An 18,867-nucleotide genomic window follows, 5' to 3' on the forward strand; every position below is an offset into this window, starting at 1 on the left:
ACGGCTTCTCTCTATTGCTGAGGAAGCCGTTTCTTTTATACGTATTTTTCGATTTCGGAAGTATGAATAGAGTATACCTGTTTCTCGTCAACGTGATAAATACTTACTAATTTGGTCCCTTGATCATAATTTAATATGCGACAGGGGATGCTTTTTTGTTGTCCTTTATTGTCTCTAATATGGATCCGGATGAGTCTGCCTGCTTGCATCGCAGAATTGATCCATTCGTCAGAAGGACATGTGGAAGCAGGTATGGAATACGGTTGAGTTGCCGCATGGGATTGCGGTTTGTCTGCCATTCTCATGGCTCTAGGATCTGAAGAAGGGTATTGATGTAAAGCTTCTTTGATTCTTGCGCCCAGTTCGATGCCGGACTGTATTCGAAAGTCACTGATCCCTTCCGGTTCATTAAGAATCTCAAGCAAAGTTTGCAAGGCAAGGGCATTGGTACGGCTATGAATCATGATATCTACATTAAATAAAAAAGCTTGTTCATGATTTAAGTTTGATGATATGGACTTGTTCATGTTTTTAATTACCCCACACTGCAGATTTCTGTTACAATTTTTGGATATGTATTTTCTTACTATATCATTAAAATGCAAGGATGAATAGTACATTAGACGTATGAAATAACAAGAAAACGAATAATAAGATATAGAATTCGGGAGTTTTCTAGGTTGTAGGACATGCTTTATCAATAAAATAGCGCTCCGCTACTGTCCACACCGTTTGTAAGACCTAGGAATATGATGTCGAGACGTAATAGCGAAGGGGGTGTTTTACGCAAATGGTAACATTAGAACCGGTTCAAGTTGGAGAATATACCCTTACTGCCGTGGAAGTGAAGTTACCTAAAACGACGCTCATTACCGTTTCGACATCTAAGGGATATATTATGTGCGGAGCGCTCGATGTAGGATTACTTAATGACCGTTTGGGGCAACGACAGATTATTGCAGCTAGAGCAGTAGGGGTTAAGACCATTGCGGAACTGCTTGCAGCACCAATGGAGTCTGTAACACATGAAGCTGAGAAATTAGGAATCATTCCTGGTATGACGGGAGTAGAAGCTCTGATTAAAATGATGTGAGTGTAAGCAGAAGAGTCTCATAACTAGTAAAAAACAAAGCAGCTCCCTCAAACAAGGGGCTGCTTATCAATATATATTCCAAGGTAACAGAAGTATTATGAAATTGATTCAGAGTACAAAGCTTTTAAATTTTGGTCAAAAGGTGCGCGGACAATTCCTTTTTCCGTAATAATAGCTGTTACATACTCGTTTGGTGTCACATCAAACGCGGGATTAAATACTTTGATTCCTTGGGGCGCAGTTCGCTTACCAAATCCTTCTGTCACTTCTTCGGGTGCTCGCTCTTCAATTGGGATATCAGCGCCGGTTGGTGTATTTAAGTCGATGGTGGACATCGGACAAGCGACATAAAATGGAATTCCATGTGCTTTAGCAAGAACAGCGACACTATAAGTACCAATCTTATTCGCAACATCCCCATTAGCGGCTACACGGTCTGTACCTACAATAACGGCTTGGATCCAGCCCTTAGACATCACCATTCCAGCCATGTTGTCGGTAATGAGTGTTACGTCAATTCCAGCTTGCTGCAGTTCAAATGCAGTTAAACGAGCACCTTGGAGAACGGGCCTCGTCTCATCTGCAAAAATTTTAAGATAAATTCCTTGTTCTTTGGCAAGGTACATAGGAGCTGTAGCGGTACCGTATTTCGCTGTTGCTAATCCGCCTGCGTTACAGTGAGTAAGGACTCCCATTCCATCTTCAAATAAAGGCAAAGCATTTTCACCAATCTGTCTGCATACTTCCTCATCCTCTGCACGGATCGCAATGGCTTCTTGAGCTAGACCTTCGTTCAATGCAGAGATAGAGAGGTGATTCGAAGCTTGGCTGAGCTGTACAGCAGCTCCATACATACGGTCAAGCGCCCAAAATAGATTAACCGCCGTAGGTCTAGACGTCGCGAGATAATCGCATACTTCCTTCACTTTTTCAAGCCATCCTGTCATATCCTCATTCTGATACTGTGCAGCACCAAGTACAACGCCAAAGGCTGCCGCGATACCGATAGCCGGAGCGCCGCGTACCTTCATGGAATGAATGGACTCCCATATCTCTTCCGGAGTGTAGAGGTCTAGCATTACAATGGATTCGGGGAGTAGTCTCTGATCGAGAAGCTCAAGGTAATCTCCTCTCCAGTTAAGTGAAATTAATGGATTAAACTCCGTATTCGTGCTGAGATTGCTCATCGTTGTCCTACCTTTCCTTTACTTGCGTCTATAACGAGATTCATAAAATCCGTAATGGATGTAATTCGGCGGTGATTTTTCACCAAATTCTTGCCAATAGAGAGTGCTTTACGTTCAGCTTGTTCTCTTAATGTCTCATCGTTGATGGTATCGATGTCCGCTACATGAGCAAGTCCAACAATGCGGCGAATCATTTTGCTTCCTGCAAATCCGGCGCTGTCTTGAAGGAGTTTAGCTACGTAGAACTCCTGGTATCCTTTAGTACGAGCCATATGGTCCTGAACATCTTGATCCCATAGATTGCAGAAATTTCGTTCAAACTCGGTCCATACATTCTGAACCATAAGGAGCAGTTCCTCTTCACGCGCAGAGACAGCAGCTTCATCTTTAATCGAACCTGGTACAGAAACATAATGTAGAAGCAGGTTGGCAAGAATCGCCCCGATATCAAAGCCGATGGGTCCATAATAAGCGAATTCCGGATCGATTACTTTTGTTGATTCTGGTGTGACAAAAATACTTCCTGTATGAAGATCCCCATGAAGCAGGGCTTGGGCTTGAGTGAGAAACTTTTCTCGTAAAATCGCAATTTCCAAATGCAACTCGTTATCCGTGCGAAGTGCTTCTGCTTCATCCTCAATGGAAGGAGAATAATTGTTTCGTTCAGAGAAGCGATAAGGCTCTTCAAAAATAAGATCTTCTGTAATCTTACACTGGTCTGGGTTTACGAATTTTTTAACTTTTTCTTTTTTAAGAGATTGATCCATAGCTAGATCGGACGTGTAAAAAAGTGTCCGTGCCATAAATTCTCCGATATGTTTGGAAAACAGAGGATAATGGTTTCCTTCAATTAATCCTTTTCTCATGATGACATGATCACTTAGATCTTCCATGATGGTTAGGGCAAGTTCATCATCATAATAATATACTTGCGGAACAGAGCCAGGGCAGATTCTATACTCTTCCTGTAGTATCTCACGTTCAATCCGTGCGCGGTCTAGCGAAAGGGGCCATGATTCACCAACAATTTTCGCATAAGGCAAAGCCTGTTTAACAATCACACTGTTGCGGGAATTGGCATCTGTAATATGAAAAACGAGATTCAAATTACCGTCACCAATCTCTTGGCAGGTCAGTTCACTGTTTGCGTCAAATAGATCCAGTACGGTTCGGGATAATTGCATTGCTTCATCAAGAGTTAAAGGATGATATAAAGACAAGGAAGGCACCTCCGCTAAAGTATATGATAAAGAATAAACCCAACTTCTTTACTTGGTATATCAGTATATCGGATTATCCCTCAATTTTATAGCATTTTTTTGGCACAATTATCCGATTAGGGAAACTTTTTATATTAAGGGTCGATAGAGAGGTTTGTTTCATTCGCTAGGCTAAAGGGTAAATTTAATATAGCAGCGAAGAGAGGAACATTAACATCTGATCTTCATCAAATAGAAGGATTTCTGATCTACATAAGATTGGAAAGGTACATTAAACTCAATAAAAGGATGGGATATCAATGGCTAAATCAACCAATAAAACACAGACTAAAGCAGGCGTAGAACAAATTCTAAACCGTCAGGTTGCGAACTTGAATGTGATGTATGTAAAAATCCATAACTACCACTGGTATGTTAAAGGTCCAAACTTCTTCTCACTTCATGTGAAATTTGAAGAATTGTATAATGCAGTTACTCTTCAAATGGATGAAATTGCGGAACGACTCCTTACTATTAAAGGTAGCCCTGCCGCAACAATGAAAGAATATCTTGAACTTGCATCCATTCAAGAAGCAGCTGGTGGCGAAGATACAAAAACAATGGTGCAAAATATCATCGAAGATTTTGCTACCTTGTCCGAAGAATATGCTGAGGGGATTGAAGCGGCAGACGAAGCAGGCGATCAGCCAACAGCAGACATGCTAACTGGTTTCCAAGCAGATCTTGAGAAACATGTGGATGCTTCGTTCTTATCTTGCTTAATTTATAAAGGAAAAATGAAGATAACAAAAAGGCTGACCTTATAAGGTCAGCCTTTTTGGTTAACGATGAAGGAATCATAATGAATTTATGAAAAAGGTTAATCTCATTTGATTCGGTACCCTATTTACTATAGAATTCATATGTAGCAGTGGATTACAGTCTAATATTGTTGCAAGTTATGCAGAATTTTAGTGAGAGAAGGGTATTTTGTTTCCGCAGTCTGTAAACTTTTTAACATAAATGACTTGAGAATCATTGAGAATCAGTTTAGAATTATTATAAAGTGATGCTTTACAAGCGAAGCTGGAAATCAAGGGGCGACCCTATTTAGATAAACAATATGATTTCGACTATGAAATTATTTTATTGGAGGTTAAGGCACATATGGCTACAAATTTCGTCATTGAAGGACTTAAAGCAGAAATAGAAGGTAAGGAAATTCTGAAAGGAATTAACCTTAGCATGAAAGGTGGAGAAATCCACGCAATTATGGGTCCTAACGGTACAGGTAAAAGTACTTTAGCTTCCGCACTTATGGGCCACCCGAAATATGAAGTTACTGACGGTTCGGTAACATTGAATGGTGAAGATGTACTAGAAATGGAAGTTGATGAGCGTGCTCGTGCAGGAATGTTCCTGGCTATGCAGTATCCTAGTGAGATTTCTGGTGTAACAAACTCTGACTTCTTGCGCAGTGCGATTAATGCACGTCGTGAAGAAGGTAGCGAAATCTCTCTTATCAAATTCATTCGTCAAATGGAAGGTAAAATGAAAGAACTCGAGATGAATCCTGAGTTTGCTCATCGTTACTTGAATGAAGGCTTCTCCGGCGGCGAGAAGAAACGTAATGAAATCTTGCAAATGATGTTGCTTGATCCAACTCTCGTTATTCTTGATGAAATTGACTCCGGTCTTGATATCGATGCACTTCGCATTGTAGCAAATGGAGTAAATGCAATGAAGAATGAAGATCGCGGATTCCTCATTATCACTCACTACCAACGTTTGCTTAACTACGTGAAACCTGATTTTGTTCACGTTATGATGCAAGGTCGTATCGTAAAATCTGGTGGTCCTGAACTTGCTGAACGTTTGGAAGCGGAAGGTTATGACTGGATTAAAGAAGAACTTGGTATTGAAGATGAAACTGTAGGACAAGAAGCGTAAAGATTAACGGAGGAGGACAAAAGTAAATGACAACACAAACCATTCTTCCGGTTGATTCCGTAGCGCTTCGCGCGTTATCCGAAAGCAAAAATGAGCCGGCTTGGCTTACAGATCAGCGCCAAGCTGCGCTTGAACTTGCTGGTAGCCTTGAGCTTCCGAAACTGGAAAAAACAAAAATAGAACGTTGGAATATTTCTGCATATGGGCAATATAAAGCAGCAAACGCAATCTCTCTGGAAGAGGCTCCTGAATCAATTCAGTCATTGATCAGAGAAGAAGAAGACGGAACTTTGCTGATTCAGCGTAATTCCGGTGTTGTGTATAGCAACCTATCCAAAGAGTTAGCAGATCAAGGTGTTATCTTCATGGACCTGGAAACAGCGGTACGTGAACATGAAGATCTTGTTAAAAAACATCTTCATACAGCAGTGAAGTCGGATGAACACCAGCTTGCAGCGCTTCATTCTGCAATCTGGAACGGAGGAGTATTCCTCTACGTTCCTCGTAATGTGGTTCTCGATAAACCGGTTCAGGCAATTCTGTTGTCTGATGATGGTACTGCAACGTTTGCACCACATATTTTGATTATTGCTGATGCGAACAGTGAGGTAACTTATGTAGACAACTATGTTTCCGGACAACTAGATGCAGAAGTATCTCATATTGGGGTAGCCGAAGTATTTGTAAAAGCAGGTGCAAAAGTTCGTTTTGCGACGGTTCATCAGCTTGGTGATCAAGTGACGGATGTTTCCTTCCGCCGCGCCGTTGTAGAGAACGATGGTTCCATTGAGTGGATCGTGGGTGAGATGAACATTGGCAATACGGCCAGCGATACACTTTCTGTGCTAAAAGGCAATGGTTCAACATCCGATCAAAAAACAATTGCTGTAGGTGCTGGTTCTCAAAAACTGAATTACACCACACAAGCAAAACACTTTGGTAAGAGCTCTTCAAGTCAGATGATTACTCGCGCTGTTATGAGAGAAGAAGCAACAGCAATCATCAATGGTATTACCAAAATTGAAAAGGGTGCAACCAAAGCAGATGGTCAGCAGACAGAACGTGTTCTTATGCTTAGCCCGAAAGCACGTGGAGATGCGAACCCAATTCTTCTCATCGATGAAGATGACGTTACTGCAGGTCACGCTGCCTCTGTAGGTCAAGTGAATCCCGAACAAATTTTCTATTTAATGTCACGCGGTATTTCCCGTACGGATGCGGAAAGATTGATCATTTACGGATTTTTGGCTCCTGTTATTTTTGATATTCCAATGAAAGAATTGCAAGTTCAATTGCAATCTCTCGTTGAAAGGAAATTAGGACAATGAACGCCGAAGAGATTCGGAAACAATTTCCCATCTTAGGTCAAGAGATCAATGGGCATCCGTTGGTATATTTAGATAGTGCAGCGACTTCTCAGAAGCCGATTGCTGTAATAGAAGCCGTAAAACATTATTATGAGTGGGAGAACTCAAACGTGCACCGCGGAGTTCATACACTGGGCAGCCGTGCCACAGATGCGTATGAAGGTGCCCGTCAAAAAGTAGCCAAATTCATCAATGCAAGACGTACACAGGAGATTATATTCACGAGAGGTACAACAACGGCATTAAATCTTGTTGCATCCTCTTATGGTCCTTCTGTACTTTCTGAAGGTGATGAAATTGTGATTACTCCTATGGAACACCATAGTAATCTCATTCCTTGGCAGCAACTTGCTTTACGAACAGGTGCTGTTCTGAAATATATTCCACTTCAGCCAGATGGCAGTGTGTCATTGGCTGATGCGGAATCAACTATTACGCCAAAAACCAAAATTGTATCCATGGCATATGTATCTAATGTCCTTGGTGTAATCAACCCTGTGAAAGAGATCGCTGAGATTGCTCATCGTCATGGCGCTGTTATGGTCATCGATGGGGCTCAGAGTACTCCGCACATGAAAGTTGATGTTCAGGATTTAGACTGTGATTTCTATGCTTTGTCTGGACACAAGATGTGTGGTCCGACCGGTATCGGTGCACTTTATGGCAAGAAGGCGCTGCTTGAGTCCATGGAGCCGGTCGAATTTGGCGGCGAAATGATTGATGATGTTGGATTATATGAATCCACATGGAAAGAACTCCCTTGGAAATTCGAAGGAGGAACTCCGATCATTGCTGGTGCAGTAGGTCTCGGTGCTGCTATTGATTTCCTTGAAGATATTGGCATGGACGAGATTGAAAGACATGAAAGTGTTTTAGCGAATTATGCTATGGATCGGTTATCTGAAATTGAAGGAATTACCATTTACGGTCCTAAGAAACGTCACGTTGGACTGGCGACTTTTAATCTAGAGGGTGTTCATCCTCATGATGTAGCGACCGTACTTGATGCAAGCGGAGTAGCGATCCGTGCAGGGCATCACTGCTGTCAGCCGCTTATGCGCTGGCTGGAAGTAGGTTCCACTGCACGAGCTAGTTTTTATCTATATAATACTGAACAAGACGTTGACCGTCTTGTCAGCGCCTTAATCCAGACAAAGGAGTATTTTAGTGATGCAACTTGACGATCTGTATCGGCGCGTAATCATGGACCACTATAAAAATCCGCGAAATCGGGGTACTTTTGCTGATGACGCAGTCACAGTGAATTTAAACAATCCGACTTGCGGTGACCGGATTTCATTGCAGCTAAAAGTTAAAGACGGAATTGTCGAGGATGCAAAGTATTCAGGAGATGGCTGTTCGATCAGTATGTCTTCTGCTTCCATGATGACAGAGGCTGTTAAAGGCAAATCGATGGAAGAAGCTTTGAACTTGGCAGAACGTTTCTCCTCCTTGATGCAAGGAGAGGAACAAGAATTTGACGAATATGAAGATATTGAAGCCCTATCCGGTGTAAATAAATTCCCGGCGCGTATCAAGTGTGCAACCCTTGCATGGAATGCACTGCGTAAAGGGATTGATGAGGATCACAAATCACAATAACGATAGGGAGGTAGACCCCGATGGCTAAAAAAGCTCCAGAAATGGAAGAATATAAATATGGTTTTCGTGACGAACACCAATCCATTTTTAAAACGGGTAAAGGTCTGACTGAAGAGGTAGTAAGAGAAATTTCCCGTATTAAAGAAGAACCTGAATGGATGCTTGAGTTCCGTCTGAAGTCTCTGAAACAATTTTACAAAATGGATATGCCAAAATGGGGTGGAGATCTTGATGGTCTCGACTTCGACGAAATCCAATACTATGTAAGACCTTCTGAGAGACAAGGTAAGACATGGGAAGAAGTACCAACAGAAATCAAAGAAACATTCGATAAACTGGGTATTCCTGAAGCAGAGCAAAAGTTCCTTGCTGGTGTATCTGCTCAGTATGAATCTGAGGTTGTATATCACAACATGCAGAAAGAACTTGAAGACCAAGGTGTAATCTTCATGGATACAGATACTGCGCTCAGAGAACATCCAGAAATTTTGAGAGAGTATTTCGCTACAATTATTCCACCTGCGGATAACAAATTTGCTGCACTTAATAGTGCGGTATGGTCTGGCGGAAGCTTTATCTATGTACCTAAAGGTGTAAAATGTGAAGTGCCGCTTCAAGCCTACTTCCGGATTAACTCCGAAAACATGGGTCAATTTGAGCGTACACTGATCATTGCTGACGAAGATAGCTTCGTTCACTATGTAGAAGGCTGTACAGCTCCTGTATACAGCACGAATTCCCTGCATAGTGCAGTAGTTGAGATCATTGCGAAGAAGAACGCTCGCGTTCGTTATACAACGATCCAAAACTGGGCACCAAACATTTATAACTTGGTTACTAAACGTGCGGTTGCTGAAGAAAATGCAACGATGGAATGGGTCGATGGTAACATTGGTTCCAAACTGACGATGAAATATCCAGCTGTTGTTCTGAAAGGTCGCGGTGCAAAAGGTTCCGTACTTTCCATTGCGGTAGCAGGTAAAGAGCAGCATCAAGATGCAGGGGCTAAAATGATTCACCTTGCACCAGATACAACTTCTACGATCGTATCGAAATCCATCAGTAAACATGGTGGTAAAGTAACGTATCGTGGGCTTGCCTCATTTGGACGTAACGCAGAAGGTGCTAAATCCAATATCAAGTGTGATACACTGATTCTGGATAATGAGTCCACTTCGGATACGATTCCTTACAATGAGATCATGAACGACAACATTACTTTGGAACACGAAGCAACCGTGTCTAAAGTATCTGAAGAGCAGCTGTTCTATCTGATGAGCCGTGGCTTGTCAGAAGCAGAAGCTACACAAATGATCGTAATGGGCTTCATCGAGCCATTCACGAAAGAACTTCCAATGGAATATGCGGTAGAGATGAACCGTCTCATTAAGTTCGAGATGGAAGGTTCTATCGGTTAATTAGTCATAGAAGAACTTTAGAGGATTTTTGAACTAACGTGCTACATTTGTAGCCGATTCAAAAAGCTTTATCCAATAAAGAAGACGAACTTTTATAGTTCGTCTTCTTTTTTTTTGTATTAGTTTATTAAAAAAGGTTTTTCCTTGATGTCCTGGGTTTCCATCACCACTTTTTTATTATCTACGATTAGAATAGTTGGATATTTTTCCACACCCATTATTATATGGAAGTGAATATCATATTATCTCACCAAAAGAAAAGGCTGAGGAATGGTTCCTCAGCCTTTTTGTTATCTTTGCCTACTTGGTTATAGACAACGCATGTAATATGATCTAAAGGGTACGCCACCGTCATAGGTAACTTGATAGGCTCTTATGTATAGTTTCTAGTTCGTACTGTTAAATATAAATTTCTACAATCGCGATATAACGATGCTTAGCAAGATCAATAAACCCGTGAGGGCTTTTTACAAGAGGTCTGAAATAATCATTGGGATTGTTCAGTACAATAAGTCCTGTATCACCGGTAGTGAGCAGTACTTTTTTACCAATAAAATTCGGCAACAAATGTTTGATAAAACTTTGAGTTACTTCTGCATTCAATTGACCAAAGCTAAGACCGTACAGCTCGCATAGGACAGAGATATACTCTTGTTTGGATTGATACACACGAGTGGTAGTCATGGCGCTGTAAACGTCTGCCACAGCCGCTATACGCGAATATGGATGGATATCATCCTTGCGCAGTCCATAAGGGTATCCACTACCGTCCTCACGCTCATGATGCTGAAGTGCAGGGAGGGCAAGCAGTTCATTTCCCGTGGATGCAAGAATAATATCATGTCCTTGCTTTGCGTGTTTTTTCATGATTCGAAATTCTTCGGTGCTGAGTTTCCCAGGCTTATGTAATAGTTCTTGTGGAACCATTGATTTCCCGATATCTATGAGATAACCTGCTTTAGAGATGTTATAACAATCCTCTGCTGAATAACCGAGCCAAGAGGCCATATAATACGTGAGAATGCCGACTTGTACTGAATGGTTATAGGTATACTCATCATCCCGGTCTAAAAGCAGGAGTAGTGAGACAACATCCTTCTGCTCGATAAGCTGCTCTGTCATCGGTTGAAGCAGTTCATCAACTTCATTCATGGCAATGGTTCCAGAGTTCATTGCTTGCTTGAAAATGGTTGCTGTTCCTGCCATCGTTGTATCAAACAGCGGAACCAGCTTCATCAGCGATTCCCCCGGGGACGATGTGATAACGGGCAGCTGTACACTATCTGCGATATCTACATAATCAATACCATGCAATTTAAGTCTATTAATATCGGAATCGTTAAGGAGAGAGCCTGCTGGCATCAGCTGCACACCGGAATGATTAAATGCATCACTTTCCAGTAACTGACCGGGCTTAAGATCGGTGACATGTAATCTCAAACAAATAAACCACCTTTAAGCATTGAATTTAAAAATATCATAACAAGAAAAAAATGGTATGACAATGACTTGTTAAAGGAAATAGTCATGCTTTTGGTTTCCATGGTCCGGTCTGATGCCCCTTCCACTCGGATCCATCTGCCCATATTTCCTTTTTCCATATTGGCACAATTTCCTTTAGACGTTCAATAGCATACCTGCTTGCATCATAGCAGTCAGCTCGGTGAGGGGAAGAAACCGCAATGACTACACTAATCTCTGCAATACCTACTTTACCCAGTCGATGGGAGATGGCACACCGCGTTCCAGGCCAGCGCTGATCTATTTCTTGTCCTATCGTTTGCATCATAGATAAAGCCATAGGAATATAAGCCTCATATTCAAGAAGAACGGTCCGCTGATCCCCCGTCATTTCCCTTGTAGTGCCAACAAAGGATAGTGCAGCTCCATGATTAGGAGTAATGACTTTATCTGTTACTTGTTCTACAGACAGCGGAGAGTATCCAATTGTATATAACCCATCGGAAGTCGTGTGGATCTTTTCACTGTCAGCGGAAGCAGAATTGGCTCCGTCTCCACCAGAAACAGGCGGGATGAGGGCAATTTCATCTTCTGCATTCAGGGTAGCGTGTGAGGGTGCGTATTCTTGGTTTATTGCAATAATCGCACTCTGAATTAGCCCAGCAGCATCGGGGTATTGATGAATAAGTTCTTCTTTTACTTGTCCTGCTGTTGCAGATTCTGTTAACGTAAGTTCGACTCTAGATTTGCCGATTCTTTCAGCTATACCTGCAAATAATAAAACGGTTATTTTCATTTTATTCACCTCATTTTTGCTTGATAAACCCTTTTAATATATCATATCTTACATAAAAATGTTATGCTTATCTATTAGAGGAAACAGGTAATAAGGACTATACTGTATCATTTTTCCGGAGGAGAGAACGAAGATGAACGATTCACAAAAACAAGTATTAACCATTCTTCACACGAATGATATCCATAGTCATTTTGAACAAATGGGCTCGCTCGCTGCGATGATTAACGAAGCTAAAGAACAATCTTCATCCGGAGAAGAAGTGTTGGTTCTTGATATAGGAGATCATATGGACCGGATGGCCGCCGAGACAGAAGGCACGATGGGTGGTGCAAATATTGATATCATAAATATGACAGGCTATGATGCAGTTACCATCGGAAATAATGAAGGACTCACGTTTACAACTGATATTCTTGATCAAGCATATGCAGGAATTTTATGTCCCGTCGTATGTGGGAATCTTTTATTAAAAAGTACAGGTAAGCCTCCAATGTGGATGGAACCTTATCATATCATGAATAAAGGCGGGATCCGGATTGGACTCCTCGGAGCTACCGCTCCATTTAACGCTTTTTATGAATTACTTGGACTCGAAGCACTTGAACCGATTCATACATTACAAAGTCAGGTTGCTGAGATAAAGGATCAGGTTGATATTGTGATTGTATTGTCCCACTTAGGTATTATGATGGATGAGAGAATAGCCGAAATAATAGAAGGAATCGATGTGATTCTAGGAGGACATACACACCATGTGCTTAAAGAACCGCTGATGATAAATGGTACTGTGATTTGCGGCGCCGGAAAGTATGGTCAGTATTTGGGGAAAGTAACCCTTGAACGTCATCCTGGACAGGAGCGTTTTTCTTTGGTTTCCGGGGGATGTTATCCGGTAAATGAGACGCTTTTAGATGAAAATGTAACTGCGGCGATTCTTGCTCATCGTGAGCAGGCTGAGATTAGACTGAGCCGGACCGTAGCGATTACGGACAGAGATCTCCCTATTTCTTGGGATGAAGAGTCCCCATTTGGTAATATATTAGCTCAGGCGGTTAGACATTTCACAGAGGCAGAGCTCTCTGTTGTGAATGCAGGTCAGCTATTAGGGGCGCTTCCGGCAGGAAACATTACGGAGGGTATGTTACATTCTTTATGTCCATCTCCCATAAATGCGTGTACAATTCAATTAAAAGGGGCAGATTTGCGAAGAGCGCTGGAGCAAAGTCTGCTTCCTGAATATAGAGAATTAGTGTTCAAAGGATTTGGTTTCCGAGGATATCAAATGGGAAGTCTGTGTCTCGATGGTGCGGAAGTGTATTATGATGAATCGTTGCCGCCCTATCATAAGATTACGGAGATCCGTGTTCAAGGAACGGTTCTTAACGATGAGCAGCTTTATAAAGTAGGAACGCTTGACATGTTTACATTTAATATTGGTTACGAAAGTCTATCTTTAGGTTCCGACCTATCCTATCGATTACCCGAGTTTATTAGAGATTTGCTCGGTATGGAGCTGCAAAGACCACAATCGCTAGAAGAAAGTTCATTGGCCCGTTGGCATTCGAACGTATCGAAGGAAAGGAACTGTTAAAGAGCATTTTAATGTAGGCAGGAGAGGGTGACCTTGCGTCTTGTACCCATTGCTATGCTTGAGCCCGGTATGAAACTCGGCAAGCGAATATATAATGATGAGGGTATTGTTTTACTCAGTGAACAAGTTGAACTGACCTCCCATCTGATCAAGCGAATCTCTCAGTTGGGTATTAGTTATGTATATATTCAGGACCCTTTGACGGAGGATTTAGAATTTCCTGTTGTGTTGCGAGAAGAAACTAGAATTAGAGCGATGAAGGAGATCAAAGAACAGTTCTCTATTCTTTCCGGCGGAAAAATGAAAAATAAGTATCCTTATTTAGGAAAAAAATTTACCGGTGTGATGGAACTTATTCTTGAAGATATCAGTTCTCAGCCGGGTGTCATGATCATGATGACGGGAATGCATACCATGGATCACACTTTATATGATCATTCGCTTAATGTATGTATTAATACGTTGATTCTTGCCAAGGCACTTGGTTATGACCATAGTAAACTGATGGAGATCGGTCTTGGTGCGATGCTGCATGATATTGGAAAGACTCAAATACCTCCTCATATTCTACAAAAGCCAGGAAAGCTAACTCATGAGGAATACGAAATCGTAAAGAATCATACGTTATATGGATTCAAACTTTTAAAAGATGAACCTGGAATCCCTTTATTATCGGCACATTGTGCACTTCAGCACCATGAACGAATGGATGGTCAAGGTTACCCTCAGGGGCTAAAAGGATCGGATATTCATGAATATGGTAAACTGCTTGCACTCACAGACTCTTATGATGCCATGACCACGAATCGTGTTTATCAGAATGCTCTGCTGCCGCATCAAGCAGTAGAAATGCTGTTTACGGGATCAGGCACACTTTATGATCAGCATATCTTGGAGATTTTTAGGGATTATGTAGCTATTTATCCGGTGGGTCTTACCGTACAGCTTACCACGGGGGATACCGCAGTCGTAGTTCGTATCCATCCCCAAGCACCGCATCGTCCGGTTGTACGAATTATGAAAGATTCAGAAGGCAGGCAGCTACCTACTCCTTATGATCTTGATTTAATGAAACATTTATCCGTGATGATTGTGGGAGTGGGCGGGGAGGCAGTTATGATGAACTCGGAAGTGCCTCAGTTTACATAACGAGGTGTTTTTGTTGGGTAAACATACGTGATATACAAAATTAATAATGAATAATGGTAAGGATTGCTTTATGCTATCCGTTTATTTTAGGAAGTAAGGTGAATTAAATTGAGTTTATTAAATCATGAATCGAATTCTTTACAAGTTATTTCTCCGTCTTATGATCCTTGGGATCCCATTATGTCACTGCGAAAATATGGGCAGCATAAGCTGACAAGTGTAGAGATGACAGTGACCCACTTGTGTAATATGCGCTGCGAACATTGCGCTGTAGGAGACATGCTTGTCATGAAAGAGGCACCTGCATTGCCTGTTTCTGAGATGATCAAGGCACTGGATCAGGTAGAACATCTTGAAACGATTAGTTTAACAGGCGGGGAACCAAGTTTTCTCGAAAAAACGGTAGATGAAATGATTGTACCGCTGCTGAAATACGCAAGAGAACGAGGGATAAGATCCCAGATTAACTCTAACCTGACGCTTGACCTCAGTCGTTATGAGAAAATGCTGCCTTATCTTGATGTCATGCATATTTCCTTTAATTATCTAAGTGCTAAGGATTTACATGAGGTAGGATTTACAAACAGTCCGCGGCCAGTAAATTATGAAGTAGCAGCAAGAATGTACGATAAAATGATGGAAAATTCGTTGAAACTCAGTGAGCAAGGAATGTTTATATCAGCCGAATCCATGATTAATTATCGCACGCATGATAAATTAGCTGGTATTCATCGTTTAATTGGACAGATGGGGGCAAAACGCCATGAAGTGCACCCGATGTATGCGTCTAATTTTGCCGCTTCTCTGCCAGTGCTTTCATTAGATGACATGCGTACAAGTATTCATGGATTGCTAGATGCCAGAGACAAAGACATGTGGATGTTGTTTGGAACCCTTCCGTTTTACGCTTGTAATGGGGGCGAAGAAGATCGCAAGCTTATTTCTAGACTTCATAAAGAGCCGAATATAACGGTTCGTAACGATCCGGATGGTCGTAACCGAGTTAATGTGAACATGTTCACCGGTAATGTGTATGTGACGGATTTTGCGGATATCCCTGCTTTTGGTAACATCAAAAATAAGAAACTTGATGATATTTTTGAAGAATGGACGACAAATCATCCACTCAATCAAACCGTAAACTGTTTTTGTGATGCTGCTCAGTGCTGTGGACCTAACCTGCTTGTTGCAGATATGTATTATAAGGATGTAGATTTCAAAACTAGAAAAGCATTCTCTGATATCGTGTAACTTAATGAACTTAAGTAAATATAAGGTTATCGTCAGAGCAAGGAGAAATTTCATAAAGGAGAGGCAGTCACGTCATATACGTAACTGCCTCTTTTTAGATTTATTCGTTAGGAAGTAGCCTGATCATCTTTACGCATACTTACTCGTATAAATTTAATTACTTCCATCAGCAATACGGAGCCGAGGGCAAGTCCACCGGCAATAAGGAATTCATTCCATCCAAACGTTGTGGGAATGGAGAAGATACCACGCACGCCAGGAAGCAAAGTAATACCGTAAAGCACGAAACATAGTAGGACGGCTCCAATAACATATTTATTGGACAAGAATCCAACCTGGAAAATCGTTTGCTGACTGGATCGTGCTGCAAAGGTCTGCAGGGTACGTGCCAAAATCAGCGTTGTAAAGGCCATGGCCACACTCATTTCAGGCGAATGTTGAAGCCCGATATACTGGGAGATAATAACCGCGATCCCGATTAGCAGACCTCTCGTAATCACTGCTGACAGTGTTCCACCAGCAAAGATACCTTCGTTAATATCACGCGGTTTCCGCGACATCACATTCGGTTCTGCTTTTTCCATTCCTAGCGCAATGGCTGGAAGCGAGTCATTCGCCAGATTGATGAACAAGAGCTGAATCGCCGTAAATGGATTAATCCAGTCCACAATCAAGGCGAAGAGAATCGCAATGATTGCCCCTAAATTTCCTGCGAACAGATACGCGATCGCTTTCTTAATGTTATCAAATACAGTACGACCTACTTCCACTGCGTTAACAATGGAAACGAAATTATCATCTGTCAGAATCATGGCCGACGCATCTTTAGCTACGTCCGTACCACTACCCATGGCAACCCCGATATCTGCTTGTTTCAATGCAGGTGCATCGTTAACACCGTCACCCGTCATTGCAGTGATTTGACCTTTTTTCTGCCAAGCACGAACAATTCGAATTTTATTCTCTGGTGAAACACGGGCATAGACGGAGATTTGTTCTAACTTCTGATCAAGTTCTTGTTCTGACATCGCATCAAGTTCTTGACCTGTTACCGCAATATCTCCCTCACTCATGAGTCCGATATCCCGTCCAATAGCTTGAGCTGTTGTCTTATGGTCACCAGTAATCATTACCGTACGGATTCCTGCTTTTTTAGATTCCACAATCGAGTCAAAGACCTCTTCGCGCGGTGGATCGATCATCGCGGTAAGACCGACAAGAACAAGGTCATACTCGTCATTTACATTGATCTCTTTTGTATCATTCGGAATGTTTTTATAAGCATATGCCAGAACACGAAGCGCTCGTTTAGAGAACTCTTCATTTTGATGACGGAATTGTTCAATCATTTCGTCTGTGAGCGGTTGTTCTTCACCGTGGATAAAGACACGATTACAACGACTGAATAGTACGTCAGGACCGCCTTTTGTCAAAATGGTCTTCTGTCCATCAAAAGTATGGATGGTCGACATAAGCTTTCGATCCGAGTCAAAAGGAATTTCCGCTTCCCGTGGGAATTGATCACGAATTTCTCGGTAATGTTTGTTTTTCTTATTACTAAACGCAATAAGCGCAGTTTCCGTCGGATCCCCGAGTTCTTTTCCTTCTTCATTAATATGAGAATCGTTACAAAGTACAGCAATGTGCAAGAGTCTTCTTTCTGCAGCGGTTAACGTATCTGGATCATCAGGAAATTCTTCTTTGGTTCCTTCAGGCAGGTAATAATCGACTACAGTCATTCGGTTTTGAGTCAGTGTACCCGTTTTATCTGTACAAATTACACTCGTTGACCCTAGTGACTCAACCGCAGGCAGCTTACGAATAATCGCATGCTGTTTTGCCATTTTATTCGTTCCCACGGAAAGAACAATGGTCACGATGGATGATAAAGCTTCCGGGATGGCAGCAACGGCAACAGCAACCGCGAACATAAGAGCATTCAGAATAGATGCAGTCATATCTACGGAGCTATCGTTAAAATAAATACGCGCTGCTTCTACTCCGAAAATAATAACGGACAGGATGAGAATGAAAACCCCTAGTTTTTTACTGAATTTGTCCAACTTTCGCTGGAGCGGTGTTTGTTTGGATTCTGCACTTTCAATCAGGCCTGCAATCTTTCCGATCTCTGTTTGTTCTCCAGTAGCCGTAACGACAATCGTACCTCTGCCATAAACGGTAAGCGCACCGCTAAATACCATATTGAGACGATCGCCTATAGCAACTTCACCTTCTATAGGATCGGTATGCTTCTCAACAGCTTCGGATTCTCCGGTAAGCATACCTTCATTTACCTTTAAGCTTCCGGATTCAATGATACGTCCGTCTGCGGGTACATTGTCACCTGCTTCGAGCAACACAATGTCGCCGGGAACAAGTTCTCTAGCAGGTATCGTTATACGTGCTCCATCTCGAATGACTTTCGCTTCAGGAGCAGAGAGGTTACGGAGGGCATCAAGTGAACCTTCTGCTTTTCTTGTTTGCACAACACTAACGATGGCGTTAAGAACAAGAACAAGAAAAATGATTAAAGATTCAATATATTGCCCAAGGAAAAGCTGAACAGCAGCTGCAATGAGAAGTACAATGACCATAGGGTCTTTAAAGTTTTCTAAAAAAAGTTTCCATATGGGATCTCTGTCTTTTGCTTTCAGTTCATTATAACCTTTTGAATCCAGTCGTTTTTGTGCTTCTGTACTGGAAATTCCTTGTTCTGAACTATTTACTTTGCTGAGAACCTCTTCTTTACTTTGTTGATAGTAATTCAATCGAATTTCCCTCCCTTGTTATTCTGGCTGTC

The 18,867-nt window shown here is 41.8% G+C and carries 15 protein-coding genes and 1 pseudogene; 10 read left to right on the forward strand and 6 right to left on the reverse strand.

Annotated elements, in window-relative coordinates; translation table 11 throughout:
- Positions 1-35 precede the first annotated feature (35 nt).
- Positions 36-527, reverse strand: a complete 492-nt coding sequence (locus ACWPWY_RS02995) for a hypothetical protein (protein WP_454190325.1) — start codon at positions 525-527, stop codon at positions 36-38.
- Between the two features lie 263 nt (positions 528-790).
- Here ACWPWY_RS02995 and ACWPWY_RS03000 point away from each other — a divergent pair, with 263 nt between their 5' ends.
- Positions 791-1,093 (forward strand): YunC family protein, encoded by a 303-nt coding sequence (locus ACWPWY_RS03000; RefSeq protein WP_454190326.1) that lies wholly within the window; start codon positions 791-793, stop codon positions 1,091-1,093.
- Between the two features lie 95 nt (positions 1,094-1,188).
- Here ACWPWY_RS03000 and mtnA read toward each other — a convergent pair whose 3' ends face one another.
- Together mtnA and mtnK are read right to left on the reverse strand one after the other, a co-directional pair.
- Complete coding sequence (gene mtnA / locus ACWPWY_RS03005) at positions 1,189-2,280, reverse strand: S-methyl-5-thioribose-1-phosphate isomerase (RefSeq protein WP_454190327.1); 1,092 nt, start codon at positions 2,278-2,280, stop codon at positions 1,189-1,191.
- Positions 2,277-3,500: an S-methyl-5-thioribose kinase gene (gene mtnK / locus ACWPWY_RS03010; protein WP_454190328.1), complete on the reverse strand. Its 1,224-nt coding sequence runs from the start codon at positions 3,498-3,500 to the stop codon at positions 2,277-2,279. The genes mtnA and mtnK overlap by 4 nt, the downstream gene beginning before the upstream one ends.
- 299 nt (positions 3,501-3,799) lie before the next feature.
- Here mtnK and ACWPWY_RS03015 point away from each other — a divergent pair.
- The 6 genes and pseudogenes from ACWPWY_RS03015 to sufB all read left to right on the forward strand — a co-directional run bounded on the left by ACWPWY_RS03015 (position 3,800) and on the right by sufB (position 9,816).
- Positions 3,800-4,262, forward strand: a pseudogene (locus ACWPWY_RS03015) (Dps family protein).
- Positions 4,263-4,646: 384 nt separating this feature from the next.
- Positions 4,647-5,429, forward strand: coding sequence for a Fe-S cluster assembly ATPase SufC (gene sufC / locus ACWPWY_RS03020; protein ID WP_454190329.1), 783 nt, complete (start codon positions 4,647-4,649; stop codon positions 5,427-5,429).
- Positions 5,430-5,455: 26 nt separating this feature from the next.
- Entirely contained in the window at positions 5,456-6,757 is a 1,302-nt protein-coding gene (sufD, locus tag ACWPWY_RS03025; protein ID WP_454190330.1) for a Fe-S cluster assembly protein SufD, read from the forward strand.
- A complete protein-coding gene (locus tag ACWPWY_RS03030; protein ID WP_454190331.1) occupies positions 6,754-7,977 on the forward strand; it encodes a cysteine desulfurase in 1,224 nt (407 codons plus the stop codon). The genes sufD and ACWPWY_RS03030 overlap by 4 nt, the downstream gene beginning before the upstream one ends.
- Positions 7,967-8,398, forward strand: a complete 432-nt coding sequence (sufU, locus tag ACWPWY_RS03035; RefSeq protein ID WP_160032916.1) for a Fe-S cluster assembly sulfur transfer protein SufU — start codon at positions 7,967-7,969, stop codon at positions 8,396-8,398. The genes ACWPWY_RS03030 and sufU overlap by 11 nt, the downstream gene beginning before the upstream one ends.
- A 20-nt stretch (positions 8,399-8,418) precedes the next feature.
- The gene (gene sufB, locus ACWPWY_RS03040) at positions 8,419-9,816 is read left to right on the forward strand and encodes a Fe-S cluster assembly protein SufB (RefSeq protein WP_454190332.1); all 1,398 of its coding nucleotides are present in this window, start codon (positions 8,419-8,421) and stop codon (positions 9,814-9,816) included.
- Positions 9,817-10,215: 399 nt separating this feature from the next.
- On the opposite strand, the gene ACWPWY_RS03045 is transcribed toward sufB, so the two are convergent.
- Both ACWPWY_RS03045 and moaD read right to left on the reverse strand, forming a co-directional pair.
- Positions 10,216-11,256: an HD-GYP domain-containing protein gene (locus ACWPWY_RS03045; protein WP_454190333.1), complete on the reverse strand. Its 1,041-nt coding sequence runs from the start codon at positions 11,254-11,256 to the stop codon at positions 10,216-10,218.
- Between the two features lie 85 nt (positions 11,257-11,341).
- Positions 11,342-12,073, reverse strand: coding sequence for a molybdopterin converting factor subunit 1 (gene moaD, locus ACWPWY_RS03050; protein WP_454190334.1), 732 nt, complete (start codon positions 12,071-12,073; stop codon positions 11,342-11,344).
- Positions 12,074-12,206: 133 nt separating this feature from the next.
- On the opposite strand from moaD, the gene ACWPWY_RS03055 reads away from it, so the two are divergent.
- The 3 genes from ACWPWY_RS03055 to yfkAB all read left to right on the forward strand — a co-directional run bounded on the left by ACWPWY_RS03055 (position 12,207) and on the right by yfkAB (position 16,067).
- A complete protein-coding gene (locus ACWPWY_RS03055) occupies positions 12,207-13,667 on the forward strand; it encodes a bifunctional metallophosphatase/5'-nucleotidase (RefSeq protein ID WP_454190335.1) in 1,461 nt (486 codons plus the stop codon).
- Between the two features lie 33 nt (positions 13,668-13,700).
- On the forward strand, positions 13,701-14,816 hold the full coding sequence (locus tag ACWPWY_RS03060) for an HD-GYP domain-containing protein (RefSeq protein ID WP_454190336.1): 1,116 nt from the start codon (positions 13,701-13,703) through the stop codon (positions 14,814-14,816).
- Between the two features lie 108 nt (positions 14,817-14,924).
- The gene (yfkAB, locus tag ACWPWY_RS03065) at positions 14,925-16,067 is read left to right on the forward strand and encodes a radical SAM/CxCxxxxC motif protein YfkAB (protein WP_454190337.1); all 1,143 of its coding nucleotides are present in this window, start codon (positions 14,925-14,927) and stop codon (positions 16,065-16,067) included.
- A gap of 107 nt (positions 16,068-16,174) precedes the next feature.
- Here the strand turns inward: yfkAB and ACWPWY_RS03070 are convergent, their stop codons facing one another.
- Positions 16,175-18,835, reverse strand: coding sequence for a cation-translocating P-type ATPase (locus ACWPWY_RS03070; protein ID WP_454190338.1), 2,661 nt, complete (start codon positions 18,833-18,835; stop codon positions 16,175-16,177).
- Between the last annotated feature and the right edge of the window lie 32 nt (positions 18,836-18,867).

It is taken from the genome of Paenibacillus sp. Marseille-Q7038 (assembly GCF_965111595.1).